The 24,819-nt window shown below is 59.4% G+C and carries 24 protein-coding genes; 13 read left to right on the plus strand and 11 right to left on the minus strand.

Translation table 11 applies throughout. The features are described from left to right. A partial coding sequence (locus ACWKV4_RS17725; protein ID WP_483833418.1) for a hypothetical protein occupies positions 1-184 on the plus strand: 184 nt, incomplete at its 5' end. Here ACWKV4_RS17725 and msrQ read toward each other — a convergent pair. The 6 genes from msrQ to ACWKV4_RS17755 all read right to left on the minus strand — a co-directional run bounded on the left by msrQ (position 137) and on the right by ACWKV4_RS17755 (position 6,104). Further along, positions 137-757: a protein-methionine-sulfoxide reductase heme-binding subunit MsrQ gene (msrQ, locus tag ACWKV4_RS17730; RefSeq protein WP_483833419.1), complete on the minus strand. Its 621-nt coding sequence runs from the start codon at positions 755-757 to the stop codon at positions 137-139. The two genes, ACWKV4_RS17725 and msrQ, sit on opposite strands and share 48 nt — an antisense overlap. After that, entirely contained in the window at positions 757-1,770 is a 1,014-nt protein-coding gene (gene msrP, locus ACWKV4_RS17735) for a protein-methionine-sulfoxide reductase catalytic subunit MsrP (RefSeq protein WP_483833420.1), read from the minus strand. Before msrP ends, msrQ begins: the two co-directional genes overlap by 1 nt. Positions 1,771-1,828: 58 nt before the next feature. Continuing rightward, complete coding sequence (gene pssA, locus ACWKV4_RS17740; RefSeq protein ID WP_483833421.1) at positions 1,829-2,677, minus strand: CDP-diacylglycerol--serine O-phosphatidyltransferase; 849 nt, start codon at positions 2,675-2,677, stop codon at positions 1,829-1,831. 143 nt (positions 2,678-2,820) lie between these two features. Then, positions 2,821-3,837 carry a ketol-acid reductoisomerase gene (ilvC, locus tag ACWKV4_RS17745; RefSeq protein WP_483833422.1) on the minus strand — a complete coding sequence of 339 codons (1,017 nt, stop codon included), beginning with the start codon at positions 3,835-3,837 and terminating at the stop codon, positions 2,821-2,823. A gap of 48 nt (positions 3,838-3,885) precedes the next feature. After that, a complete protein-coding gene (gene ilvN, locus ACWKV4_RS17750) occupies positions 3,886-4,377 on the minus strand; it encodes an acetolactate synthase small subunit (RefSeq protein WP_483833423.1) in 492 nt (163 codons plus the stop codon). A gap of 2 nt (positions 4,378-4,379) precedes the next feature. Further along, positions 4,380-6,104: an acetolactate synthase 3 large subunit gene (locus tag ACWKV4_RS17755; RefSeq protein WP_483833424.1), complete on the minus strand. Its 1,725-nt coding sequence runs from the start codon at positions 6,102-6,104 to the stop codon at positions 4,380-4,382. A 356-nt stretch (positions 6,105-6,460) separates the two neighbouring features. Here ACWKV4_RS17755 and ACWKV4_RS17760 point away from each other — a divergent pair, with 356 nt between their 5' ends. Next, positions 6,461-6,895: a DUF4124 domain-containing protein gene (locus tag ACWKV4_RS17760; RefSeq protein WP_483833425.1), complete on the plus strand. Its 435-nt coding sequence runs from the start codon at positions 6,461-6,463 to the stop codon at positions 6,893-6,895. A 23-nt stretch (positions 6,896-6,918) separates the two neighbouring features. Here the strand turns inward: ACWKV4_RS17760 and ACWKV4_RS17765 are convergent, their stop codons facing one another. The 3 genes from ACWKV4_RS17765 to mrcB are packed head-to-tail and all read right to left on the minus strand — an operon-like array spanning position 6,919 to position 10,333. Continuing rightward, positions 6,919-7,254, minus strand: a complete 336-nt coding sequence (locus ACWKV4_RS17765) for a YqcC family protein (RefSeq protein WP_483833426.1) — start codon at positions 7,252-7,254, stop codon at positions 6,919-6,921. Positions 7,255-7,259: 5 nt separating this feature from the next. Next, on the minus strand, positions 7,260-7,997 hold the full coding sequence (locus tag ACWKV4_RS17770) for a tetratricopeptide repeat protein (RefSeq protein WP_483833427.1): 738 nt from the start codon (positions 7,995-7,997) through the stop codon (positions 7,260-7,262). A 14-nt stretch (positions 7,998-8,011) separates the two neighbouring features. Further along, a complete protein-coding gene (gene mrcB / locus ACWKV4_RS17775; RefSeq protein ID WP_483833428.1) occupies positions 8,012-10,333 on the minus strand; it encodes a penicillin-binding protein 1B in 2,322 nt (773 codons plus the stop codon). A gap of 117 nt (positions 10,334-10,450) precedes the next feature. Between mrcB and ACWKV4_RS17780 the strand changes: the two genes are divergently transcribed. The 4 genes from ACWKV4_RS17780 (at position 10,451) to ACWKV4_RS17795 (ending at position 13,593) form a co-directional block, all read left to right on the plus strand. After that, positions 10,451-12,007: a bifunctional aminoglycoside phosphotransferase/ATP-binding protein gene (locus tag ACWKV4_RS17780; RefSeq protein WP_483833429.1), complete on the plus strand. Its 1,557-nt coding sequence runs from the start codon at positions 10,451-10,453 to the stop codon at positions 12,005-12,007. Positions 12,008-12,090: 83 nt separating this feature from the next. Beyond that, complete coding sequence (locus ACWKV4_RS17785) at positions 12,091-12,435, plus strand: pentapeptide repeat-containing protein (RefSeq protein ID WP_483833430.1); 345 nt, start codon at positions 12,091-12,093, stop codon at positions 12,433-12,435. A gap of 59 nt (positions 12,436-12,494) precedes the next feature. Further along, entirely contained in the window at positions 12,495-12,770 is a 276-nt protein-coding gene (locus tag ACWKV4_RS17790) for a TfoX/Sxy family protein (RefSeq protein ID WP_483833431.1), read from the plus strand. Positions 12,771-12,801: 31 nt separating this feature from the next. Beyond that, the gene (locus ACWKV4_RS17795) at positions 12,802-13,593 is read left to right on the plus strand and encodes a Crp/Fnr family transcriptional regulator (protein WP_483833432.1); all 792 of its coding nucleotides are present in this window, start codon (positions 12,802-12,804) and stop codon (positions 13,591-13,593) included. Positions 13,594-13,767: 174 nt separating this feature from the next. On the opposite strand, the gene sfsA is transcribed toward ACWKV4_RS17795, so the two are convergent. Then, entirely contained in the window at positions 13,768-14,478 is a 711-nt protein-coding gene (sfsA, locus tag ACWKV4_RS17800; RefSeq protein WP_483833433.1) for a DNA/RNA nuclease SfsA, read from the minus strand. Continuing rightward, the gene (locus ACWKV4_RS17805) at positions 14,478-15,650 is read right to left on the minus strand and encodes a pyridoxal phosphate-dependent aminotransferase (protein WP_483833434.1); all 1,173 of its coding nucleotides are present in this window, start codon (positions 15,648-15,650) and stop codon (positions 14,478-14,480) included. The genes sfsA and ACWKV4_RS17805 overlap by 1 nt, the downstream gene beginning before the upstream one ends. 256 nt (positions 15,651-15,906) lie before the next feature. Between ACWKV4_RS17805 and dksA the strand changes: the two genes are divergently transcribed. From dksA to folK, 7 genes are all read left to right on the plus strand, one after another. Next, the gene (dksA, locus tag ACWKV4_RS17810) at positions 15,907-16,353 is read left to right on the plus strand and encodes an RNA polymerase-binding protein DksA (protein ID WP_483833435.1); all 447 of its coding nucleotides are present in this window, start codon (positions 15,907-15,909) and stop codon (positions 16,351-16,353) included. Positions 16,354-16,424: 71 nt separating this feature from the next. Further along, on the plus strand, positions 16,425-17,309 hold the full coding sequence (gene gluQRS, locus ACWKV4_RS17815) for a tRNA glutamyl-Q(34) synthetase GluQRS (protein ID WP_483833436.1): 885 nt from the start codon (positions 16,425-16,427) through the stop codon (positions 17,307-17,309). A gap of 282 nt (positions 17,310-17,591) precedes the next feature. Next, on the plus strand, positions 17,592-17,768 hold the full coding sequence (locus ACWKV4_RS17820; RefSeq protein WP_003250005.1) for a hypothetical protein: 177 nt from the start codon (positions 17,592-17,594) through the stop codon (positions 17,766-17,768). Continuing rightward, complete coding sequence (locus ACWKV4_RS17825; RefSeq protein ID WP_483833437.1) at positions 17,752-20,706, plus strand: sensor histidine kinase; 2,955 nt, start codon at positions 17,752-17,754, stop codon at positions 20,704-20,706. Before ACWKV4_RS17820 ends, ACWKV4_RS17825 begins: the two co-directional genes overlap by 17 nt. A gap of 23 nt (positions 20,707-20,729) precedes the next feature. Continuing rightward, on the plus strand, positions 20,730-22,148 hold the full coding sequence (locus tag ACWKV4_RS17830) for a sigma-54-dependent transcriptional regulator (protein WP_483833438.1): 1,419 nt from the start codon (positions 20,730-20,732) through the stop codon (positions 22,146-22,148). Positions 22,149-22,780: 632 nt separating this feature from the next. After that, the gene (pcnB, locus tag ACWKV4_RS17835; protein ID WP_483833439.1) at positions 22,781-24,169 is read left to right on the plus strand and encodes a polynucleotide adenylyltransferase PcnB; all 1,389 of its coding nucleotides are present in this window, start codon (positions 22,781-22,783) and stop codon (positions 24,167-24,169) included. Continuing rightward, positions 24,166-24,663 carry a 2-amino-4-hydroxy-6-hydroxymethyldihydropteridine diphosphokinase gene (folK, locus tag ACWKV4_RS17840; RefSeq protein ID WP_483833440.1) on the plus strand — a complete coding sequence of 166 codons (498 nt, stop codon included), beginning with the start codon at positions 24,166-24,168 and terminating at the stop codon, positions 24,661-24,663. The genes pcnB and folK overlap by 4 nt, the downstream gene beginning before the upstream one ends. Positions 24,664-24,819 lie beyond the last annotated feature (156 nt).

Raw genomic sequence — 24,819 nt, forward strand, 5'->3', positions numbered from 1 at the left:
CCTTTTTCACCGCGCCGATCCGGAAACCGAAGCCGCTTCCAACCCCTTCAAACCGGCTAACCCATTGATACTCAAGGCGTTTGCCGTTCCGTTGCCGCTGGAAGTGGGGCGCAGTATAAAGGGTTTCAAAGAAGCGTCAAGCGCTTCTTTTGGAAATAGTGGTTTTATTCGTGCTTCGCTTTAATAGCCGCGCAACAGGTGGAACGCGAAGCAGGATCAATAACGCGCCAATGCCCGCATAAATGGCCCATTCACTCCAGTTTGCCCGAACCACCCAGAGGAAATGCAGCAGTGCCAACCCGAGGACGACATAGGTAGCCTTATGCAGCTTGCGCCACCGCGTGCCGAGCTTGCGCTGACTGGCTCGGTTCGACGTGCAGGCCAGCACCAGCAGAATCAGCCAGGCCAAAGCACCGACGATAATATAAGGTCGTTTACGAAGCTCCACGCCCAATTGGCTCAGATCCAGCCCAAGCACGAAGAACAGGTACGAAACCAGGTGCAGCATCGCATAGGCAAAGCACCAGAGGCCTAACTGGCGCCGAGTGACGATCCAGCCACTCCAACCCGTAATGCGCTGCAAAGGCGTCATACTTAGGGTGATCAGTAGCAATATCAGCGCGCCTAGCCCAAGACGCTCTAGTAATACCTTGCCTGGGTCTGGCCCGAGCGCAAAAATCCAAGCTTGATAGAGCCACAGCACTGGCCACGCTGCGATGCCAACGAATACGGCCAATCGAAACCAGGGATAACGCATCAGTAGTTCACCTTCAGATCAAGCCCCGCATACAGGGGAGCGACTTCATCCGCATAGCCATTGAACATCTGGGTTTCTCGCACGTTAGGCGCGAACAATCCACTCGGTAGCCGCCGCTCCCTTGCTTGGGTCCAGCGGGGATGATCGACCTGTGGATTGACGTTCGCGTAAAACCCGTACTCATCGGACGCAATACTTTGCCAAGTGGTGCGAGGCTGTTCCTTGACCAAGCTGATCCGCACGATCGACTTGATGCTCTTGAACCCATACTTCCATGGCACTACCAGGCGCAAGGGGGCGCCGTTCTGGTTCGGCAGCTCACGGCCGTACATGCCCACCGCCATTATGGTAAGCGGATGCATGGCCTCATCAAGCCGCAGCCCCTCTTCGTACGGCCAGTTTATATAAGAGAAGCTAGAACGCTGGCCTGGCATGGTGGCGGAGTCTTGCAAGGTTTCGAAGCGAACGAACCGTGCCTGAGAGGTAGGCTCTACCTGCTTGAGAATGCTGGCAAGCGGAAAGCCCAGCCAAGGGATAACCATCGACCAGGCTTCAACGCAGCGCAGGCGATAGATCCGCTCCTCCAACTGGTAGGGTTTGACGAAATCCTCCAGGGCGAACTTGCCAGGCTTACCAACTTCACCCTCTACCACAACCGACCAAGGTTCAGTCACCAGGCTACTGGCATTCTTCGAGGGGTCTCCTTTATCGGTACCGAACTCGTAGAAATTATTATAGGTACTGGCGTCCTTGAAGGGCGTGATGCTCTCCCCCGCCGCAGAGATGGCCTGCCAGTGAGCATGATCGAGCTTAGCCTTGAACCATGCCGGGGCTTTGCCGGGAGCTACGCCCTCATAGGCAGAGGCCTCGCCCGCAATGGCCCAGGCAGGAAACGCTGAGCCTGCCGCAAGCGCAGCGCCAAGCGACATTAACTTGCGGCGAGAAAGGTAGGACGCTTCCGGGGTGACCCCGGACTCATGGCAAGCCGAGGCTGGTGGGATTTTGATCATCATGGGCACGCTCCGTATTGCCGGCTGTAAAACCGTAGGACGAAGTGTGCCCTGATTTATTTCACCTGTGCCGACGAAGACGCAACAAATGTTGTACAGGGCCGGAGGCTGCATACACCAGGAAAATCAGCAGCAGGATGCGTGGTGGGTCGATAAACACGACGGCAAACACTAACACCACGGCCAAGATAGCCACGAAAGGCACACGGCCTTTGAGGTCCAGCTCCTTGAAACTGTTGTACTTAATATTGCTGACCATCAGCATCCCAGCGCCAGCTACCAGAATGGCCACCAGGAAGGAAAGCTTGGCCCCGGGTATATCCAGATCACTGAGCGCCCATACCGTACCGGCTACTACCCCTGCCGCCGCAGGGCTGGCCAGGCCAATAAAGTAGCGTTTGTCAGCCTTGCCTACCTGCGTGTTAAAGCGGGCCAGACGCAAGGCGGCGCCAGCTACATAAATGAAGGCCACCATCCAGCCCACTTTGCCCATGGCCCCAAGGGCCCATACGAAGGCCAAGAGGGCCGGCGCCATCCCAAAGGCAATCATGTCCGAGAGAGAATCGTACTCGGCCCCGAATGCGCTCTGAGTGTTGGTCATGCGTGCGACCCGCCCATCAAGCCCATCCAGCACCATGGCCACGAAGATGGCGATGGCCGCGAAAGAGTAGTACTTGACCGCGTCCGCGGAGTTACCCGCGCTTAGCGCACTTTGGGCAGTGATGGAATTGATGATCGAATAAAAGCCTGCGAACAGGTTCGCGGTAGTGAACAGGTTTGGTAGCAGATAGATGCCACGGTGGCGGACTTTGCGCCCTTCGGCGTCCTGACTCTCTTCAACGTGCTCATCGATAGGGAGCAAGCTTTCGGGATCAAGGGCCGCGTTCGGCTCTTCGGGGCGTTCGCTCATAAAAGGTACCTTGCAACGTGTGAAAAATATCGACCGGCGCCCAGGGCGAGGGTTCGGCCGCAAACGTTGCAGCTTAATACCAGAAGCCAGCCGACGAAACGAAAAAACGCGGCCTAGGCCGCGTTTTCCGGTAACAGCGTGAATCAATTCTTTGCTTTGTCAACGATCTTGTTGGCCGAGATCCAAGGCATCATCGAACGCAGTTGCTCGCCGATCACTTCAATGCCATGAGCGGCGTTGTTGCGTCGACGTGCCGTCATGGAGGGGTAGTTGGCCGCACCTTCAGCGATGAACATCTTGGCGTATTCACCGTCCTGAATGCGCTTGAGGGCGTTGCGCATGGCTTTGCGCGACTCGTCGTTGATAACTTCCGGGCCAGTCACGTACTCGCCGTACTCGGCGTTGTTGGAGATCGAGTAGTTCATGTTGGCGATACCGCCTTCATACATGAGGTCAACGATCAGCTTGAGCTCATGCAAGCACTCGAAATAGGCCATTTCCGGCGCATAGCCCGCTTCCACCAGGGTTTCGAAGCCTGCTTTGACCAACTCGACCGCGCCACCGCAGAGTACAGCCTGCTCACCAAACAAGTCGGTTTCGGTTTCGTCCTTGAAAGTGGTCTCGATGATGCCAGTGCGGCCACCGCCCACGCCCGCGGCGTAGGACAAGGCAACGTTCTTGGCATTGCCAGACGCATCCTGATAGATAGCGATCAGGTCAGGGATACCGCCGCCTTTGACGAATTCCGACCGAACGGTATGGCCCGGCGCTTTAGGGGCGATCATGATCACGTCCAGGTCGCCACGGGGCACGATCTGGTTGTAATGAATGGCAAAGCCGTGGGAGAACGCCAAAGTTGCGCCCTGTTTGAGGTTCGGCTCCACTTCGTCTTTGTACAGACGGGATTGGAATTCGTCTGGCGTCAGGATCATCACCAAGTCGGCGGATGCTACGGCGCTGGCCACGTCGGTGACCTTCAGGCCATGGGCCTGGGCCTTGGCCACAGTGGCCGAGCCTTTACGCAGGCCTACGACGACATCCACACCGGAATCTTTCAGGTTGCAGGCCTGAGCGTGGCCCTGCGAGCCATAACCGATGATGGCGACTTTCTTGCCCTGGATGATGGACAGGTCGCAGTCTTTGTCGTAATAAACTTTCATGAAATTCCCCTGGTTATCCTGGCCCGCAAGCCATTTGCAAAAAAAGAGTTAGATGCTCAGTACTTTGTCGCCACGCGCGATACCTGTAACGCCACTGCGCACGGTCTCGAGAATGGACGTTGTACCCACGGCCTGAATGAAGCTGTCTAGCTTGTCGCTGGTACCCGTCAGTTGCACGGTATAAACGCTGCTCGTCACATCAACGATCTGCCCACGGAAGATATCCGTGGTGCGTTTGATTTCCGCGCGCTGGGCACCGGTAGCCTTGATCTTGACCAGCATCAGTTCGCGCTCGATATGAGCGCTCTCGGACAGGTCCACCAGCTTGACCACCTCTACCAGCTTGTTGAGGTTTTTGGTGATTTGCTCGATCACCTCATCATGGCCAAAGGTGGTCAACGTCAGGCGCGACAGCGTTGGGTCTTCGGTTGCCGCTACCGTAAGGCTTTCGATGTTGTAGTTGCGCTGAGAGAACAGCCCAACGACCCGGGACAACGCGCCAGGCTCGTTTTCCAACAGCAAAGAGATAATGTGCCGCATGGTCAGGTCCGCTCCGTCTTGCTCAGCCACATGTCACGCATCGAGCCGTCTTTGATCTGCATGGGGTAGACGTGCTCGCTGGTATCGACCTGGATATCCAGGAAGACCAGGCGGTCCTTCATGGCGAAGGCTTCGGCCATTTTTGGCTTCAGGTCTTTCAGGTCGGTGATGCGCATCCCGACATGCCCGTACGCCTCAGCCAGTTTGACGAAGTCCGGTAGTGACTCCATGTACGAATGGGAGTGTCGGCTGCTGTAGATCATGTCCTGCCATTGGCGAACCATGCCCAGTACGCCGTTGTTGAGGTTGACGATTTTCACCGGCAAACCGTACTGCATACAGGTGGACAGTTCCTGAATGTTCATCTGGATACTGCCTTCGCCGGTCACGCAGGCCACGTCGTCCTCGGGGAAGTTGAGCTTGACCCCCATGGCGGCCGGGAAGCCGAAGCCCATGGTGCCCAGGCCGCCTGAGTTGATCCAACGATTGGGCTTGTCGAATGGGTAGTGCTGGGCCGCGAACATCTGATGCTGGCCTACGTCCGAGGTGATGAAGGCATCACCTTCGGTAACTTCCCACAGCGTTCGAATGACCGTTTGCGGCTTGATTAGCGGGCCGTCAGGCTGCGTATACGGGAACATGCCATGTTCCCCGCGCCATTGTTCGATCTGCTTCCACCATTGGGCAACGGCTTGCTCGCTCGGCACTTGCCCGAGCTCTTTATAGGCCGCAACCATGTCGGTAAGCACGCTTTCGACCGGCCCCACGATAGGCACGTCGGCCTTGATGGTCTTGGAGATGGACGCAGGGTCGATGTCTACGTGAATAATCTTGGCATTGGGGCAGAATTTTGCCGCGCCGTTGATGACCCGGTCATCGAAGCGCGCGCCTACCGCCAGGATCACATCGGCGTTATGCATGGTCATGTTCGCGGTATAGCTACCGTGCATGCCGAGCATACCCACAAACTGCCGGTCCGTGCCCGGGTAGGCGCCCAGCCCCATCAAGGTATTGGTGACCGGGGCATTGAGCAGGCGCGCCAGTTCGGTCAAAGGCGCAGAGGCACCGCCGAGGATCACGCCGCCGCCGGCATAGATAACTGGGCGTTGGGCTGCCACGAGCATTTCGGCTGCTTTGCGAATTTGCCCCGAATGGCCACGAACCGCCGGTGAATAAGACCGCAGCTTGACCTTCTTGGGGTACAGGTATTCGAATTTTTCAGCAGGGTTGGTCATATCCTTGGGGATATCCACCACCACTGGGCCCGGGCGACCTGACTCGGCCAGGTAAAAAGCTTTCTTCAAAATGTCTGGGATTTCCGAGGCGTGCTTGATCATGAAGCTATGCTTCACGATAGGCCGGGAAATACCAATCATGTCGGTTTCCTGGAAAGCGTCTGTGCCGACCATGGTGCTAGGCACCTGGCCAGACAGCACCACCATGGGGATCGAGTCCATGTAAGCGGTGGCGATCCCGGTAATGGCGTTGGTAGCGCCAGGGCCAGAGGTCACCAGTACTACACCGGCCTTGCCGGTGGCACGGGCATAGCCGTCGGCCATGTGAGTGGCAGCCTGTTCGTGGCGAACCAGGATGTGAGCCACATCGGGTTCCTTGAACAAGGCATCGTAAACATGAAGGAGAGCACCGCCAGGGTACCCGTAGATGTGCTTGACACCTTCGTCACGCAAAAAGCGGACGATCATCTCAGCGCCGGATAAGAGCTCCACGTTGTTCACCTCTAAAACGCCAGAATACCGCCTTGTAGGACGGGACCATTAGGTTTTACTGCCTAGCAGAGCATGAGCGACGGTGGTCGCCGACTACGTCAGCACTGACTGAGCAAGTATTGGGACTTCCCCAAGTGTTGCGGGGGGTTCCCACCCAGCGCGAGGTAACGCGTTGCGGGTGTAACAGGTCGGCGCGGGTGTGCGCCTCATGATCTGCTGGGCGAGTCTGCTTCTGGCAGTCCCGTCACAGCGGACTTTGGATTGTTGTGAATAGCCCCTCTCAAGTCAAGCGCTCTGTAGGCTTTCTGCATCTGTGGTAATTTGCAGGTTGCCACCCTTTGACCAACGGAGCAGACATGCGCTTCCCCTGCCTGGCAGCCTTCTTGATGTTGGCTGCAACCGCGCCGCTGCACGCAGCCCAGGTGTACAAATGGGTCGACGCCAGTGGCGTAACTCACTTTGATGCCAAGCCCCCGGTCGGCCAAGTGGCCACGCCCATCGACACTCACGCGCCACCTCCGGCCAGCTCGCCCAAAAGCGCGCCGGATGACGAGGATGTGGACAACGACCCCGAGCAGAAGACCGCCGACGCCCAAGTGCGCGAGCAAGTCGCGGAACAGGAACAAAAGACAAAAGAGTTCTGCCAGCAGGCACGTACCAACCTGGCGCAGTTGAATAACAACCCCCGGGTGCGCCAGGAAGTAGACGGGGAGCTACGCCGTTTGACTGAGAAGGAACGCCAGGACCAGATTGCCGAAACGCGCAAATCCATTGCGGACCAATGCCATTGACGCACCCTGCCCTGGTGCTAGGCCTAGGCTTTGCCGTGCTCGGTGATCAACAGGTCGAATTGCCGTAGCGAGGCCATCAGCGCGGCACTCTGGCCTGGGCGAGTTGAGTAGACCATCTCTGCCATGGCCAGGATGCCTGAGGCCGCGGGCAACGCCAGCCCCTGCTCGACAATGACCTTCATGCGGGGCAGGAAAATCCACTGCAGCCACTGCTCGAAGTCCAGCGTGTCCACGCAGAAGGGTTCAGGGCTGGCCAAGGCCTCTGGGCTGGGAGGGGACTGGGACCAGTACCCCTCCTGACGCAGCGCTTGTTCGATCAGCAATAACTGGTCGGCGATCGCGGGTAAGCGGCTATCCATGTCCATCAACCCCGAGCGTTCTTACGAGCCAGGGCAGCGCCAGCGGCATCGCCCTGTTTTTCCCGCGCCTGAGCGATGATTTCCCACAAGCGTGATTGTAAGTCTGGCCGGCCATTGGCGTAGCCCAGCGCCCGACGCGCGAATTGCTCCGCCTGCGCGGCGTCGCCTTGGGCCAACCGTACCTGAGCCAGGCGGAACAATACCTGTGGCTCTCTGGGCGCGATACGCTGAGCGCGCTCAAGGCTGGAGGAGGCACCATTGAGGTCCCCTCCACCTTGTTGCTGTTGCGCGGTGGTCAACAACGCCAGCACCGGCCCGTCGAGCTGCTCGTCCGCGGACAAGCCAGCGCTTGCATGGCTATTGGAGGGAATCCCACTGGGTGCACTGGGCGGGGCGGTATAGACGCTGCCGGTGCTGGCGGCAGGCGGGCTTGGCGGCGTATAGGCCGGGCCATTGGTGACCGGCCCTGGGGTGATAGGCCCGGTACTGATGGGGGCTGCCGTGGCCTGAATCGGTGCGCTGGACGTAGGCACCATAACCGTGACGCCGCTGTCCTGGGGCACTGCCTGTACCGGCGCGGTAGGCACCGGTGCACGGTAAGCACCACTGCGCTTGGCCGATACTCGCTCGCTATTGGAAACCGCCGAGCTCTGGTCCACGACGGGGATCGCGCCACGGGGCACGCTGGCGCAACCATGCAGCAACACGGCTGCGGTTAGCAGGGGCAACCACCACTTGTTCACGTTCGTTCCTCGAGTCAATTCAGCCAGCCTTTAATCCAGTCCATCACCGGCGCGGGCGCATCGGGGCTGACGTTGCAAGCCACACCCGGCGCGGGCTCGCTGCCACGGATGTAAGGCATTTGTACTGCGTTGGAGCACCCTTCCGCCGAGCCTTGGCCGGTTTGAGCATCGACCCAGGCCATCACGATATTGTCTGGAACCGCCATGGCCAAGGGCAGTGGGTCTGCCTTGCGCATAAAGTTGGTCCACACCTGCAAGGCGCCAGTAGCGCCGGTATAGGGCGTTTTACCGTTGTCATCACGGCCCATCCACACCACGGCGAGCAGGTCCTGGCTAAAGCCTGCGAACCAGCTGTCACGGGATTCATTGGTAGTCCCGGTTTTGCCCGCCAAGTTCAACGACGATGGCAGCACGTTGTATACCGAGCGTGCCGTGCCCTCGCGTACCACCCGCTGCATGGCGGTTTGAATCAGGTAGATGCTGCCTGGGTCGAAGCGCTGCTGGATCTGGAAGGGGTAGCGTTTGAGTGGCTCCCCTTCAGCGGTGAGTACGCTGCGAATGCCGCGCATGGGGGTGTTGTAGCCGCCGTTGGCAATGGTCTGGTAGACAGTTGCGACCTGCAATGGCGACAGCGCGCCCGCGCCCAGCAGCATCGAGGGATAGGCTGGCCAGTCTACATCGACTCCCAGCTTGCCCAGGGTTTTGAAGACGTTCGGTATGCCGAGGTCCAGGCCAAGGCGGGCACTGGATAGGTTGTAGGAATGCGCCAGCCCCTGATACAGGAAAATCGTGCCGTTGGAACCGCGCTCATAGTTTTGCGGCGTCCACACCTGGCCATCGGCGCCCTTCACGGAGAAAGGTTCGTCCTTGATCCAACTGGTCAAGGTGTACTGGCTGGGTTTTTCCAAGGCCGTCAGATAAATGGCCGGCTTGACCAACGAACCAATAGGCCGCACAGCATCGAGCGCCCGGTTGAAACCAGCGAACCCTGCCTGGCGGCTACCCACCAGGGCCTGCACCTCGCCGCTTTCCGGGTTGGTCACCACCATGGCGGTTTCCATTGCATCACCACCCTTGCGTGCCGAGAAACGCTTGAAGCTTTCTCCGACGGCCGCCTCGGCCTTCATCTGCAGAATGGGGTCGAAGCTGGTGAAGATGCGCAAGCCCTCGCCGGTGAGGTCTTCGTCCCGGTAATCGTCTCGCAGCTGGCGTTTCACCAGGTCAAGGAACGCTGGGAAGGAACTGTCGGCCAGGCTGCCGCGTTGGGTCACGCCCAAGGGCATTTTCTTTGCCGCGGCCACGGCTTCGGCCGAGGCCACGCCTTGCTCCTGAAGCAGGTCCAATACCAGGTTGCGGCGCTCCAGCGCGCGCTCAGGGTAGCGGCGTGGGTTATAAGAGGAAGGCCCTTTTACCATACCCACCAACAAGGCCACCTGATGCAGACGCAGTTCTGACAAGGGTTGGCTGAAGAAGAACTGGCTGGCCAGGCCAAAGCCGTGCACCGCCCGCTGCCCATCCTGGCCGATGAACACCTCGTTGAGGTAGGCCTCAAGGATCTCCTGCTTGCTGTAATGCATTTCCAGCAACACGGCCATCATGGCTTCGGTCAGCTTTCGGCTCAGGCTGCGTTCGTTGGTCAGGTAAAAGTTTTTGACCAGTTGTTGGGTGAGGGTGCTGCCGCCCTGGCGCATATGGCCGGAAGACGCATTGATGTACACCGCCCGCGCGATGGATTTAAGCGATACGCCAAAGTGGTGGTAGAAGTCCCGATCTTCTACGGTGACCAGGGTGTCCACCAGGTAAGGCGGCACCTGATCGAGCTTGATCAGGATGCGATCTTCAAGGTTTTTGGGATAAATCCCGCCGATCATCAATGGCTCAAGGCGTACCACGGGTAGTTTTTCACCACCCGCGCTGCCCAGTTCGGCGACGTAATCCCCCGAGAATCGAACCCGCACAGGCCGCGCCTGCTCCAGGCCTTCGTAGAACTGGAACCCCCGGGTATTGAGTGACACGGTATTGCCAGCCACGGCGACCTGCCCTGGCCCGTCCACGGCGGTGACGCGCCGATAACCCAAGGCATCGAGCTCGGTGAGAAAATCTTTGATCTGGAGTTTTTGCCCCACGAACAGTTCAAGCGGGCGGGCGTATACCTTGGCGGGGATCGTCCAGCGCTTGCCGGAAAATTTCTCCTGAACCACGGCGTCCAGGTAGATGGCCACGCCGGCCAGCGCCACAAGGCCTACCAGGCCAAGCTTAAGGGCCCAGCCTAACCAGGTACGGGCGCGGCTTGGGGAGGAACGGGAGGGTTTGCGGGGGGATCGGCTACGAGTCATGGCGGCGGATTATACGCAGTTTGCGCAGCGGCAAACAGAAACCTTGTTGCAGTTTGCAGCCCTGGCACAAGCCGCCATAATGAACGGCAATGCCCCTCGATCGCATAAGGATTTTTCGTGAGCCAAGCCCTCATCGCCGCGCTGCAGAACCCGGCGCTCTACCCTCACCCGGTCGACGCCTTCGAGCTTATCGAAACCCATATCTCCTGGGTGATCCTCACCGGCCAATACGCGTACAAAATAAAGAAACCGGTCAATTTCGGCTTTCTGGACTTCACCACCCTCAGCGCGCGCCAGCACTTCTGCCAGGAAGAACTGCGTCTGAATAAGCGCCTGGCAGAAGCGCTTTACCTGGAAGTAGTCGCCATTACCGGCAGCGAAGGCACCCCTGCCCTCGGCGGCGAAGGCACGGCCATCGAATATGCCGTAAAAATGCGCCAGTTCCCCCAGAGCCAATTGCTCAACACCCTCCAGGCACACGGTGAGCTGGGCAGCGAGCACATTGATGCCATGGCGCAACAGATAGCCACGTTCCACGAAGCCGCGCCAAGGGTGCCGGTCGAACTGGAGGAAGGCTCGCCCGAGAGCGCCATGGCCCCCGTGGCACAGAACTTCGAGCAAGTGCGCCCGTTCCTTTCCGAGGCTGCCGACCTGGCGCAGCTCGAGGCCCTCAAGGGTTGGGCCAGCGCCGAGTACGATCGCTTGCTGCCACTGCTGCAAGCGCGCAAGGCCGACGGGTTCATCCGTGAATGCCACGGTGACCTTCACCTGGGCAACGCCACCCTTATCGACGGTAAGGTGGTGATTTTCGATTGCATCGAGTTCAACGACCCCTTCCGCATGACCGATGTCTACGCAGACATCGCCTTCCTGGCCATGGACCTTGAGGACCGCGGGCTAAAATGCCTCTCGCGGCGGTTTATCAGCCGCTACCTGGAGCTCACCGGCGATTACGCTGGGCTGCCACTGCTCAACTTCTATAAGGCCTACCGCGCCATGGTGCGCGCGAAGGTGGCGCTGTTCAGCATGCCGACCAACGCCGATGGGCTTCAACGTGTCACCTCGCTGCGCCAGTACCGTAACTACGCGGCCCTGGCTGAAAGCTACAGCGCCATTCCATCGCGCTTCCTGGCCATCACCAGCGGCGTGTCGGCCGTGGGCAAAAGCCACGTAGCGCTGCGCCTGGTCGAGGGGCTTGGCGCCATTCGCCTGCGCTCGGATATAGAACGCAAACGGATGTTTACCGCAGCCGAACAACAGGACACCGAAGCCTTGTACAGCGAACTGTCCAGCGAGGCGACTTACGACCGCCTGCATGGCCTGGCGCTGGCGGTATTGGCCGCTGGCCTGCCCGTGGTGATAGACGCTACCTACCTCAAGCAGCCCCAACGGGCCAAGGCCCAGGCCGTTGCCCAGGAGCAAGGCGTACCTTTCATCATCCTTGACTGCGATGCGCCCCGCGCCGTCATTGAAAGCTGGCTGAGCCAACGCCAGGCCAACCTGCATGACCCAGACCCTTCCGACGCAACCTTGCAGGTGATTGCGGCTCAGGAGCAGGGCCGTGATCCGCTGACCGCCGAAGAGCTGCTTGCCGCTCGGCAGATTGCTACCCACGACGCCCATAGCGTCGATACCCTGCTCGATGCCATTCGCCAGCGACTGCCGGGGCTTTAATCTCGGCACGGCGTGAACCAGTCCACACCTTCGCGCGCTGGGTGGTGCCATTATGATGGCGCCACCTTTACGGAGACGCCGCCATGACTCAACCCCGCCTTATCGATTCGCCGCTTTTCAACCTCGTAAGAGAAGAAAACATCAAAGTCTTTAATGAAGAGAAGCGCCAGTCAGGCGCGGTCGACTTCACCAGCGGGGACTTCAGGGGCCTTGACCTGCGCGATCTGGATGCCCAAGGCGTGAATTTCACTGACGCGTATTTCCGCTCCGCGGACCTGCGCGGTATCGATTTTCGCGAAGCCTCGCTCGAGGGTGCGTCCCTGGCCCATGCGCAAATATCCGGCGCATATTTCCCTGTGGAGTTGAGCGCGGACGAAATCCTTATGTCAGTGAATTTTGGCACGCGGCTGCGTTATCGAACGAAATGAGCCAGGCCCGCTAACCTTCAACGCAAGGCCGCGGCTTAGCCGCTCAACCAGGAGCGCGGATGAACGACGAGCTACAGGACCTGCGAAATCTCGGTAAAACCTCTGCCCAGTGGCTACATGCCGTGGGCATCCACAGCGCGGCGGACCTGCGGCGGCTAGGGGCGGTAGACGCTTATCGGGCCGTTAAAACCCGCGGCTTTCGTGCCTCACGCGTATTGCTCTATGCGATTGAGGGCGCGTTACTGGGCGTGCATTGGAACGAGTTGTCGGCGGAGCGCAAAGAAGCCCTGAACAAGGCCTTCGAGGCCCGCCTGCCGTTACACTCAAAAACCTAACCCCATGCGCCAGCCAAGCTGAGGACGAACCATGTATCTGATTGGGGAGCAATCGGCGTATGCCGAGCAATGGATCACCAGATTGCAGAGCATTTCAGACGTGTTGCTGGAAGGCGCACAGGCGGATGACCAGGCTTTGGAGCTACCCTCTGGCATCGCCTTGGAGGGCCATCTGCTTGCCGAGAACCTTTACCGCGTAGAAGCAGGCCTGGTTCATGTGAGCCTGAACGAGCGCAGCCTGTTTTACGTAGGCGAAGGCGACCTGCTTAATTTGGCGCCCGCCCCTGAGGGCTTCCCCTGCCGCTACCGTAGCGTAGTACCACTGCGCCTGTTGGCCTACCCACGGCGACCGGCCATGGCACACCTGTGCAACCAAGGCCGTGGCCAGCTGCTTGCTGACTACCTAGGGGGCCAGGCTTGGCTATTGGCTCAAGCCGTGGCGCAAACAAAGCCGGCTGAATACCATAGCAGCAACGGCTACAAGCACGTGGCGGCAGGCGAAGTGTTGATCCGTCAGGGCGATGAGCCCGATCATGTGTTTATCATCATCGAAGGCCACGCCGAGGCTTTTGTGGATGGGCTAAAAGTAGGCGACGTGGCTAAGGAAGAAATTTTCGGTGCCATGGCCGTGTTTACGGAAGAAAAGCGTACAGCCACCGTGGTTGCGGCTACGGCCTGCACAGTAATGCTGATCCCCAAGGATCAATTCCTGGCGATGACGGCTGCCAACCCTAGAATCGCCCATAGCCTGATTGAAAGCATGGCGCAGAAAATCAATGCACTAAACCAGCAACTGACGCACACCGACCCAGGAACGAACTAATTCTCAATTTGCACTTGACTCTCAAATGAGAATAGTTATGATTAGCACAACTGGTCGCGAGATCAGCCGATAAGCAGCCCGGTGGTTCGGACTGAGCTTATCTCCTCATCAGGCTAATCACGGTTATTGACCCGGCACATGCCGGGTCTTTTTTTGCCTGTGTATCGCCTGTGGCTAGCTCCAGTGCAAGGCCAATCGACGGTCGATGAACACTGCCTCCGGCGTGAGGCATACGCCATAAGCCAATACCTCCACCCCGCTGTCCACGGCGGCCCGTAGCGCCTGGGCGTATGCGTCGTCGACCTCCCAAGCCGGGCGTACCGCCTCCACGCCTGTAAGGTTGACGCAAAACAGCTGCACAGCGCGCACCCCGCGCCGTGAAAGCGCGGCAAGCTCGCGCAAGTGCTTGGCCCCTCGCTGGGTCACCGAGTCGGGAAAGGCCGCAACAGCAGTACCTTCGAAACCTAGGGTCACGCTTTTGACCTCCACATAGGCTTCGCCATCTGGATAGCGCAGATGAAAATCCACCCGGCTATTTTCCTCCCCATAGCGCACTTCACGGCGAAGCACGGTAAACCCGGCAAGCTCGGCAATGGCGCCTGCCAGCAACGCTTCCTCCACTATGCGATTGGCACGCCCAGTGTTGATGCAAGCCAGGCGCCCCTGGGGGGTCTCGGCTATCTCCCAGGTGCCGGGCAGCTTGCGCGCAGGGTTGTCAGAGCGGCTGAACCATACCTGCCCGCCAGGCTTCATGCAGTTGAGCATCGAGCCGGTATTGGGGCAATGCAGGGTGATGCAGCTGCCATCAGCCAGCTGTACGTCGGCCAGGAAGCGCTTATAGCGACGAATCAAGGTCGCGGTTTCCAAGGGTGGTTCGAAACGCATCAGCCCTGCCACCGCTGCAAGCCACGGGCAATGCGCTCGACTGCCTGCTCTAGGCGAGGCAGGGCCTGGGTGTAGGCAAAGCGCACATGCTGGCGCGCCAAGTGCTTGCCAAAGTCCAGCCCTGGGGTGAAGGCTACGTATTCCTGCTCCAGGAAGAATCTTGAGAACTCGAAGGCATCTCCACCAAAGCGGCTGATATCGGCATAAAGATAGAAAGCCCCTTCAGGCTCTACCGCAATGTCGAAACCCAAGCCACGTAATGCAGGCAGCAGGAAGTCGCGCCGGGCTTGGAATGCCTCGCGGCGCTGTTCCAGAATGCCCAAGGTGGCTGGCTCAAAGCAGGCCAAAGCAGCATGTTGGGCAATGCTCGGCGCGCTGATGTACAGGTTCTGGGCAAGCTTTTCCAGTTCACTCACCGCCTCCGTAGGCGCCACCAACCAGCCCAGGCGCCATCCGGTCATCCCAAAGTATTTGGAAAAGCTATTGAGCACGAATGCGTCATCGTCTACTTCAAGCACCGTGTGGGCGTCCAAGCCGTAGGTAAGGCCGTGATAGATCTCATCTACCACCAGATGCCCATCTTGTGCCCTTACCGCTTGGCTTAGCGCCTTCAGCGCTTCTAGCCCCAGCACCGCACCCGTCGGGTTTGCAGGAGACGCCACCAGCGCGCCTACGGATTGAGCGTTCCAGTGGCGAGCCACGAGTTCTGGGTTTAGTTGGTAGTGCTCTGCGGGGCCGACCGGTACCAGTTGTGCATCGCCTTCTACCAAGCGCAGGAAGTGTCGGTTGCAAGGGTAGCCTGGGTCCGCCAGCAGCCAGTGCTGACCGGGGTCGACCAGCAATGCGCTGGCCAATAGCAATGCGCCAGACCCCCCAGGGGTTACCATCACGCGGCCGGGGTCGATGTCCACACCATAGCGCTGACCATAAAAACCAGCGATTGCCTGACGTAACGCTGGCAGCCCACGGGCGGCGGTATAGCCAGTGTGGCCCGCCGCAAGCGCGGCCTGGCCCGCGGCTACGATAGGCGCGGCGGTGGTGAAATCCGGTTCGCCGATTTCAAGGTGAATCACATCATTGCCCGCAGCCTGGAGCTCGTTAGCACGGGCCAGTAAAGCCATCACATGAAAGGGTTCGATGGCGCGGCTGCGCGCGCTGTAGAGCTTGGCCATGGGGCGGTCTCAGGTTACCTGGCAAAAGCCGATTCTACGGCATATATCAGGCCCAATGGCGGCTAATAGGGTGCCATTGAATGTTCCACCGTCCCGGTTGTCCAACCGCCTTGCACAGCCAAATCAGGCAAGACAACCGGGAGTAGCGCACCCCGATTTGATCTGGTAAGTTCGCCCGCTTGCAGTCGCGGGGCCGGCGGTCGCCGGAGATGGATCATCCCGCGCAGTGGATTAGAAGAGCGAGAGGCGGTCATTCATGCCCACCAATGAAAACCAGCAAAACAGCACCGAGCTTGTTCGCGGCTTCAAGCCTTATGAGTCGAAAAAAGGCGAGGAGTACATGAGCGACGCCATGCGTGCTCATTTCACGAAAATCCTGAATCAATGGAAACAAGAGTTGATGCAGGAAGTGGACCGCACCGTAGACCACATGAAAGATGAGGCCGCCAACTTCCCGGACCCAGCCGACCGTGCCAGCCAGGAAGAAGAATTCAGCCTGGAGCTTCGTGCCCGCGATCGTGAGCGTAAGCTGATCAAAAAGATCGACAAGACCCTGCAACTGATCGAAGACGAAGAGTACGGCTGGTGCGAGTCCTGCGGTATCGAGATCGGTATTCGTCGCCTCGAGGCACGTCCAACCGCGGATATGTGCGTCGATTGCAAAACCTTGGCTGAAATAAAAGAAAAGCAAGTCGGTAAATAATCCGCGCTGGGGCGGCATTGCGCGCGCCCCAGCCTGGCTACCGTCGCCAGCGTTCCATTGGCCCATCCAGCATGCCTTCCTCCCGTATCGGTCGTTTTGCCCCTACTCCCAGCGGTCTCCTGCACTTCGGCTCATTGGTCGCGGCAGTGGCATCCTTTGCTGATGCACGCGCCAACGGCGGGCAATGGCTATTGCGCATGGAAGACATCGACCCCCCTCGGGAGGTATTCGGCGCCAAGGCCGCCATACTCGAAACCCTGACCCGGTATGGGTTTGAATGGGATGGCCCAGTGCTTTATCAAAGCGAGCGCCATCATACCTACCAAGCCGTGGTTGAGCGCTGGTTGCAACAAGGCCTTGCCTACGCCTGTACCTGCTCGCGCAAAACACTGGAACCCTTTGGCGGTATCTACCCTGGCTTTTGCCGCGACGCCGGCCACGCTTCTGAAGGCGCTGCCATTCGGTTGCGGGGGCCTGAGCTCAATTATGCCTTTGATGACCGGTTGCAGGGGCGGTTTGAGCAGCATCTGGGCCGCGAGGTAGGGGACTTTATCATTCGCCGCCGCGATGGGTTGTATGCCTATCAACTGGCCGTGGTGATCGACGATGGCGCCCAGGGAGTGACGGACATCGTGCGCGGTGCCGACCTGCTGGACTCAACCCCTCGCCAGCTCTACTTACAAGAGTTGCTTGGCTTGCCCGCGCCCAGTTACTTGCATGTGCCGCTACTGGTGCAGCCCGATGGAAACAAGCTTGGCAAACGCTACCGCTCCGCACCCTTGAACGCCGAAGATGCCCGAGGCCAGCTGCTACGGGCGTTGCGCACGCTTGGCCAAGCGCCGACGGCTGATCTGGCCCTGGCCCGGCCCGAGGACATACTGGCCTGGGCAGTGGCGCATTGGAAGGTAGCCACCCTGCCCCGCGTAAAAACCTTGGCGGAAGCGGAGTTGGTTTGATACGGCCAAGCCACGGCTGCTATGGCAGGACCTATCGCCTGTAGAAGCGAGCGACAGCTCGCGAACAAGGGCCGTGAGTCCAACTACGGCCACACTGTTCGCCAGCTTCACTAGCTCCTACAGCGATCCCCAGACAGTATCTACAGGCGCTACCAATTCCTGTACGCGATCAAACTTACGCCATGGCTAAGAACGCAAGTAGGCAGCCGCGCAGCCTTCCGCTACCATCCCGCCTGCCCTGTAGCGGCGCGACAATCCGCCGCCCCTTGTAACGAGGCCAGCATGTATATCTATCGCTTGGTGCTGCTGCTGGTGGTCGGCATCTACCTGTTTTCCCCCGCCATCATGGATTGGTGGATCGAACCCACAGGGGCTTGGTACCGCCCGTACCTGCTGTGGCTGATCCTCATCGTGGTGACGTTTATCCTGCAAAGCCAGAGAGATGCCGATGAGCTTTAGCCTCACCCAGATGATCCTGATCAGCGCCGCTTACCTGCTGGTGCTGTTCGGCGTGGCCTGGGTCAGCGAGCGCGGGCTGATTCCCCGTTCGATCATCTGCCACCCTTTGACCTACACCCTGTCGCTAGGGGTTTACGCCAGTGCCTGGGCCTTCTATGGCACGGTTGGGCTGGCCTACGAGTACGGCTATGGGTTCCTTGCCTGTTACCTGGGCGTCTCAGGGGCATTCCTGTTGGCACCCGTGCTGCTCTACCCCATTCTCAAGATTACCCGCACCTATCAGTTATCCTCACTCGCAGATTTGATCGCTTTCAGATTCCGCAGCACCTGGGCCGGCGCGCTGACCACCTTGTTCATGCTGATCGGCGTGCTGCCCTTGCTGGCTCTGCAAATACAGGCGGTGGCCGACTCCATCAGCATCCTCACCCAAGAGCCGGTGAAAGATAAGGTAGCCTTGAGCTTCTGCGTGCTGATCACACTGTTCACGATCTTCTTCGGCTCTCGACACATCGCGACCCGCGAAAAACATCAAGGCTTGGTCTTTGCCATCGCCTTCGAATCAGTGATCAAATTGATTGCCATGGGCGGGCTCGGCCTGTATGCACTCTATGGCGTCTTCGGTGGGCCGCACCAACTGGAGCTGTGGCTGCTGCAGAACCAGATGGCCCTGGCCGCGCTGCATACACCCCTGCAAGAAGGGCCTTGGCGAACGCTACTGTTGGTGTTCTTCGCCTCCGCCATCGTGATGCCGCACATGTACCACATGGCCTTCACCGAAAACCTCAACCCACGCGCGTTGGTCAGCGCCAGTTGGGGGCTGCCGCTGTTCCTGTTGTTGATGAGCCTGGCGGTGCCGTTGATTCTGTGGGCGGGCCTGCGCCTGGGGGCTACCACCGCGCCTGAATATTTCACCCTGGGGGTAGGTATCGCGGCCAATAACAAGGCCCTGGCGCTATTGGCCTATGTAGGGGGGCTGTCCGCCTCCAGTGGGCTGATTATTGTCACCACCTTGGCGCTATCGGGCATGGCCCTGAATCACCTGGTACTGCCGCTGTATCAACCACCAGCCGGGGGCAGTATCTATCGCTGGCTGAAGTGGACCCGCCGCGGCCTGATCGTCGCCATTCTTATGGGCGGCTATGCTTTCTACCTGATGCTGGGCAACCGCCAAGACCTTGCTCACTTGGGAATCGTAGCTTTCGTGGCAACCTTGCAATTCCTGCCGGGGGTACTGTCGGTGCTGTATTGGCCCACGGCCAATCGACGCGGGTTTATTGCTGGCCTGCTGGCCGGGGTCGCGGTGTGGTCCTTTACCATGTTGATGCCACTGGCCGGGGACGTAGACGGGTTCTATATCCCCATGCTGGATATGATCTATGTGCTCGACGACACCAGCTGGCACATGGCAGCGATTGCCTCGCTGGCCGCCAACGTGCTGCTGTTCACGCTGGTCTCACTGTTTACCAACGCCAGCCCTGAAGAAACCAGCGCCGCTGAGGCCTGCGCGGTGGATAACGTACGGCGGCCACAAAGGCGCGAGCTACATGCCGCATCACCGCAAGAGTTTGCTACCCAGCTCGCCAAGCCCTTGGGCGCCCGCGCGGCCCAGAAAGAAGTGGAACAAGCGTTGCGCGACCTCTACCTGCCATTCGATGAACGCCGCCCCTATGCACTGCGTCGCCTGCGTGACCGGATCGAAGCCAACCTGTCCGGGTTGATGGGCCCCAGTGTTGCCCAGGACATCGTAGAAACCTTCCTGCCGTACAAATCCGGCGGCGAAACCTATGTGACCGAGGACATCCATTTTATCGAAAGCCGGCTGGAGGATTACCACTCACGCCTCACCGGCCTTGCCGCCGAACTCGATGCCTTGCGTCGTTATCACCGGCAAACCCTGCAAGAGCTGCCCATGGGGGTGTGCTCGCTGGCCACCGACCGCGAGATCCTGATGTGGAACAAGGCCATGGAGGAGCTTACCGGTATCTCTGCCCAACGAGTGGTAGGGTCGCGCCTGAGCACCATTGCCGACCCTTGGCGTGAGCTGTTGGAAGGGTTTATCCAAGGCGCCGACGAACACCAGCATAAACAACGCCTGGCATTGGACGGGCAGACCCGTTGGCTCAACCTGCACAAAGCCGCTATCGACGAACCCTTGGCGCCTGGCAACAGCGGCCTGGTGTTGCTCGTGGAGGACCTGACCGACACCCAGATGCTCGAAGACAAACTGGTGCACTCCGAGCGGCTGGCTAGCATTGGCCGGTTGGCCGCGGGGGTAGCCCACGAGATTGGCAACCCCATTACCGGGATCGCCTGCCTTGCACAAAACCTACGGGACGAGCGCGAAGAAGACGACGAGATCACCGAGCTGTCTGGGCAGATCCTAGAGCAAACCAAGCGGGTGTCGCGCATCGTGCAATCCTTGATGAGCTTCGCCCACGCCGGCACCCACCAGCACAGCGACGAGCCGGTCAATCTGGCCGAGGTCGCTCAGGATGCGATCGGCCTGCTTGCGTTGAACCGGCGTAACTTCGAGGTGCAGTTCTATAACCTGTGCGACCCCGATCATTGGGCTGAGGGTGACCCCCAGCGCCTGGCCCAGGTATTGATCAACCTGTTGTCCAATGCCCGAGACGCGTCGCCGGCCGGCAGCGCGGTGAAGGTGCGTAGCGAGGCCAACGAGCATACCGTGGACCTGATTGTCGAAGACGAAGGCACGGGCATTCCGAAAAACATCATGGACCGCCTGTTCGAACCCTTTTTCACCACCAAGGATCCGGGCGAAGGCACGGGGCTTGGGCTTGCACTGGTCTATTCCATTGTGGAAGAGCATTATGGGCAAATCACCATCGACAGCCCGGCTGATGTAGAGAGGCAACTAGGCACCCGTATTAGAGTGACCCTGCCCCGCCATGTCCAGGCGACGTCCGCTGTTAACTGAGACCGTCGAGAGAACCGAATCAGATGCCGCACATTCTCATCGTCGAAGACGAAACCATCATTCGCTCTGCCTTGCGTCGCCTGCTTGAACGGAATCAGTACCAGGTCAGCGAAGCCGGCTCGGTGCAAGAAGCACAGGAGCGCTTCACCATATCTTCATTCGACCTGATCATCAGCGACCTGCGCTTGCCAGGTGCGCCCGGCACTGAGCTGATCAAGCTCGGGCAGGGTAAGCCTGTACTGATCATGACCAGCTATGCCAGCCTGCGCTCGGCGGTAGATTCCATGAAAATGGGCGCGGTGGACTATATCGCCAAGCCGTTCGACCACGACGAGATGCTGCAGGCCGTCGCGCGTATCCTGCGCGATCGTCAACCTGGTCAGGCACTGGGCGAGCGCGATAAACCCAACGCCAAGGCCAGCGACAAACTCGCAGGCAATCCCCAAGGGGAAATCGGCATTATTGGTTCTTGCGCCCCCATGCAAGACCTGTACGGGAAAATCCGCAAAGTCGCACCTACGGATTCCAACGTGCTGATCCAGGGCGAGTCGGGTACCGGTAAAGAATTGGTGGCTAAGGCCCTGCATAACCTCTCTCGCCGCGCCAAGGCCACGATGATCTCGGTCAACTGTGCCGCCATTCCAGAAACCCTGATCGAGTCCGAGCTGTTCGGTCACGAAAAGGGCGCGTTTACCGGTGCAAGCGCTGGGCGCGCCGGCCTGGTGGAGGCCGCGGATGGCGGCACCTTGTTCCTGGATGAGATCGGTGAGCTACCCTTGGAGGCTCAGGCACGGCTACTGCGGGTACTGCAAGAAGGTGAGATCCGCCGGGTAGGCTCGGTGCAGTCGCAAAAAGTCGATGTGCGCCTGATCGCCGCGACCCACAGGGACCTGAAAAGCCTGGCCAAGGTCGGGCAATTCCGGGAAGACCTTTATTACCGGCTGCATGTCATCGCGCTCAAACTGCCGCCCTTGCGGGAACGCGGCAGTGACGTGATCGAAATCGCCAACGTGTTCCTGGTTCGCCAAGCGGCACGCTTGGGCCGGGAAGGCATGCGATTCGGGCCGGACGCCGAAAGTGCCATCCGCCATTACAGCTGGCCTGGCAACGTTCGCGAACTGGAAAACGCCGTGGAGCGTGCGGTGATCCTTAGCGAGAGCGCGCTGATTTCCGCTGAGCTGTTGGGCATCGATATCGAACTCAGCAGCTTGGACGAGGATGATGACTTCCTCGCCATGGCCGCGCAGGCTTCGGGTAACCACGAACCCACCGAGGACTTGTCCTTGGAAGATTACTTCCAGCATTTCGTGCTTGAACACCAAGACCACATGACCGAAACAGAGCTGGCGCGCAAATTGGGCGTTAGCCGCAAATGCCTGTGGGAACGCCGCCAGCGGCTGGGCATCCCCCGGCGCAAATCCAGCATGGCCAGCGAAGGCTAGCGAAGGTGTTACCGTACCGCCCCAACTGTTACAAAGCCGGGGCATACGGTAACAAACCGCTCATGTAGCGCCTGCGCAAATCCACTACAGATTATTGTAAGCATTTGAAAATAAAGGATTTTTAAAAGTTGGCACAGCACCTGCTATATCTACGGTACAAGAACAACAACAAGCGCTAAGACACACAATAAAAACAATACGTATCGGCTCACGCATAACAAAAACAACACGGCATGAGGCGTAGCTAACTGATTCTTTTGGAGAGGTATTGTTTCGGGTTTCCGCGACCAGGCCGAGAACAACAAAAACTGCGCTACAGCAGTGCCTGAACTGGTTGGGCCTTAGGGTCACCGCAATACGGCGTTCAAAGCAATCCGTTTGCTCTTTACTCCCTCTTTGGGAGGCTCCCCAGGTAAACACCTGCGGGTTGGGCGCTCAACAAAAACAAAAAGCCCACGCAAGAATAAAAACGAGCAAGTAACGACTTACTGGGGAGCTTAGGCTCCCCTTGTCGTTTCCGTCACAGGCCCATTCGCGGCCTCCTACACCATCCCATCACTAAATGCTAGAATCCCCGCCCATCGTGCGGTCACTCCTGGTATGGCCGATCATTCCTTCATACAGTGCATCCCATGCTGAAAAAGCTGTTCCAGTCTTTTCGTCCCCCGGCCTCTCAGGCCCACACTCAACGCACCATGCCCGAAGTGCTTGATAGCGGCGCCCATGGCTTGCAGCGTCACCAGTTCAGCCGCCAAGCGGTCGGCATCGTCGAGCGCCTGCAACAGGCTGGCTATCAGGCCTATCTGGTAGGCGGTTGCGTGCGTGACCTGCTGTTGAACGTGACACCGAAGGACTTCGACGTCGCAACGAGCGCCACCCCGGAGCAAATCCGCGCCGAATTCCGCAATGCCCGGATCATCGGCCGCCGCTTCAGGCTCGTGCACATTCATTTCGGTCGAGAAATCATCGAAGTAGCGACCTTCCGGGCCAATCACCCTGAAGACGACGAAGCCACCAGTCATCACTCGTCCCGTAACGAAAGCGGCCTGATCCTGCGTGATAACGTGTACGGCACGCTGGAAGAAGATGCCCAGCGGCGCGACTTCACCATCAACGCGCTGTACTACGATCCTGTCAGCGACCGCATTCTTGACTACGCCAACGGCGTGCATGACGTGCGCAATCGGCTGATTCGACTGATCGGCGACCCCCGCCAGCGCTACCAGGAAGACCCTGTACGCATGCTGCGGGCCGTGAGGTTCGCCGCCAAGTTGGATTTCGGCATCGAGCGCCAGAGCGTGCAGCCGATTCGCGAACTGGCCGGCCTGCTTCAGGACATTCCTGGCGCCCGGCTGTTCGAGGAAGTGCTCAAGCTGTTCCTCTCCGGGCAGGCCACGGACACTTTCGAGATGCTGGTGGACCTGAACCTGTTCGAGCAGATGTTCCCTGGTAGCGCCGAAGCCTTGGAACACAGCCCTGATTACACCCACACCTTGATTCGCAATGCCCTGGTCAATACCGACCTGCGCGTGCAACAGGGTAAACCGGTCACCCCAGCATTCCTCTTCGCGGCCTTGCTGTGGCCGGCGTTGCCAGCCAGGGCGCTGGAGCTACAGGCCCGAGGCATGCCGCCCATTCCCGCCATGCAAGAAGCGGCTCACGACCTGATCGCCGAGCAATGCCAGTACATCGCGATTCCCAAGCGCTTTACCTTGCCGATCAAGGAAATCTGGGACATGCAAGAGCGGCTGCCGCGCCGCAGTGGCAAGCGCGCTGATGTGATGCTGGATAACCCTCGCTTCCGCGCCGGTTACGATTTCCTGCTACTACGTGAAAGCGCTGGCGAACAAACCGATGGCCTGGGCCAATGGTGGACAGACTACCAAGAGGCCTCGGACAGCGACCGTCGCGTCATGATTCGCGATCTGGGCAGCCGGGACGATACCGCCGCCCCGGGTGCCCCAGCGCGTAAGAAGCGCCGTAGCAATACGCGCCGTAAAAACGACAACGCCGTCGAATGAGCGAGCGGCAGCGGGTTTATATAGGCTTGGGCAGCAACCTGGCCGAACCCACGGAGCAGCTACGCCTGGCACTACAAAGCCTAGGGGCTTTGCCCGGTTGCGAATGGGTAGGGGTCTCCGGGCTGTATCGAAGCGACTCGCTGCTGCCGGGGCAACCGCGCTACAGCAATGCCGTGGCCGCTTTGGATACCTTCCTCGAGCCGCTACAAGTGCTCGACGCGCTTCAGGCCATCGAGCAGGGTCAAGGCCGAGTGCGCGCCGAGCGCTGGGGGCCACGTACCCTAGACCTGGATATCATTCTGTTCGGCGATCGCGTGCTGGACACTCCGCGCCTTAAGGTACCTCACTATCACCTTCACGCCCGGCCCTTTGTGCTTTACCCCCTGGCCGAGCTGGTCGACAGCACCTTTGTGTTGCCGGATGGGCGCAGCCTTGAGGCCTTATTGAGGGTCTGCCCGTTCGTTGGCCTGGAGCGCGTGGCCGAGCTGCCGTAACCCTGAAGTAACAGGCCGGTAACACCTGGTTGTTACCGTATTTGACTTCCCGCCAGCGGCTCATGACTATAGGCCGCTCGCCGCCCCCGGCGAGTATGAGCCGGTAGTGGATGGCCTGCCTAGGCTAACGCCTACGATAACGCCCGCGTCGCCACC

The sequence above is a fragment of the Pseudomonas artemisiae genome, assembly GCF_057128685.1.

What these genes read in the sequence shown, in the direction of transcription:
- msrQ (WP_483833419.1), bottom strand. Translation starts at nt 757, where the DNA reads ATGCGTTATCCCTGGTTTCGATTGGCCGTATTCGTTGGCATCGCAGCG.
- msrP (WP_483833420.1), bottom strand. Translation starts at nt 1,770, where the DNA reads ATGATGATCAAAATCCCACCAGCCTCGGCTTGCCATGAGTCCGGGGTC.
- pssA (WP_483833421.1), bottom strand. Translation starts at nt 2,677, where the DNA reads ATGAGCGAACGCCCCGAAGAGCCGAACGCGGCCCTTGATCCCGAAAGC.
- ilvC (WP_483833422.1), bottom strand. Translation starts at nt 3,837, where the DNA reads ATGAAAGTTTATTACGACAAAGACTGCGACCTGTCCATCATCCAGGGC.
- ilvN (WP_483833423.1), bottom strand. Translation starts at nt 4,377, where the DNA reads ATGCGGCACATTATCTCTTTGCTGTTGGAAAACGAGCCTGGCGCGTTG.
- ACWKV4_RS17760 (WP_483833425.1), top strand. Translation starts at nt 6,461, where the DNA reads ATGCGCTTCCCCTGCCTGGCAGCCTTCTTGATGTTGGCTGCAACCGCG.
- ACWKV4_RS17765 (WP_483833426.1), bottom strand. Translation starts at nt 7,254, where the DNA reads ATGGATAGCCGCTTACCCGCGATCGCCGACCAGTTATTGCTGATCGAA.
- mrcB (WP_483833428.1), bottom strand. Translation starts at nt 10,333, where the DNA reads ATGACTCGTAGCCGATCCCCCCGCAAACCCTCCCGTTCCTCCCCAAGC.
- ACWKV4_RS17785 (WP_483833430.1), top strand. Translation starts at nt 12,091, where the DNA reads ATGACTCAACCCCGCCTTATCGATTCGCCGCTTTTCAACCTCGTAAGA.
- ACWKV4_RS17790 (WP_483833431.1), top strand. Translation starts at nt 12,495, where the DNA reads ATGAACGACGAGCTACAGGACCTGCGAAATCTCGGTAAAACCTCTGCC.
- ACWKV4_RS17795 (WP_483833432.1), top strand. Translation starts at nt 12,802, where the DNA reads ATGTATCTGATTGGGGAGCAATCGGCGTATGCCGAGCAATGGATCACC.
- sfsA (WP_483833433.1), bottom strand. Translation starts at nt 14,478, where the DNA reads ATGCGTTTCGAACCACCCTTGGAAACCGCGACCTTGATTCGTCGCTAT.
- ACWKV4_RS17805 (WP_483833434.1), bottom strand. Translation starts at nt 15,650, where the DNA reads ATGGCCAAGCTCTACAGCGCGCGCAGCCGCGCCATCGAACCCTTTCAT.
- dksA (WP_483833435.1), top strand. Translation starts at nt 15,907, where the DNA reads ATGCCCACCAATGAAAACCAGCAAAACAGCACCGAGCTTGTTCGCGGC.
- gluQRS (WP_483833436.1), top strand. Translation starts at nt 16,425, where the DNA reads ATGCCTTCCTCCCGTATCGGTCGTTTTGCCCCTACTCCCAGCGGTCTC.
- ACWKV4_RS17820 (WP_003250005.1), top strand. Translation starts at nt 17,592, where the DNA reads ATGTATATCTATCGCTTGGTGCTGCTGCTGGTGGTCGGCATCTACCTG.
- ACWKV4_RS17825 (WP_483833437.1), top strand. Translation starts at nt 17,752, where the DNA reads ATGCCGATGAGCTTTAGCCTCACCCAGATGATCCTGATCAGCGCCGCT.
- ACWKV4_RS17830 (WP_483833438.1), top strand. Translation starts at nt 20,730, where the DNA reads ATGCCGCACATTCTCATCGTCGAAGACGAAACCATCATTCGCTCTGCC.
- pcnB (WP_483833439.1), top strand. Translation starts at nt 22,781, where the DNA reads ATGCTGAAAAAGCTGTTCCAGTCTTTTCGTCCCCCGGCCTCTCAGGCC.
- folK (WP_483833440.1), top strand. Translation starts at nt 24,166, where the DNA reads ATGAGCGAGCGGCAGCGGGTTTATATAGGCTTGGGCAGCAACCTGGCC.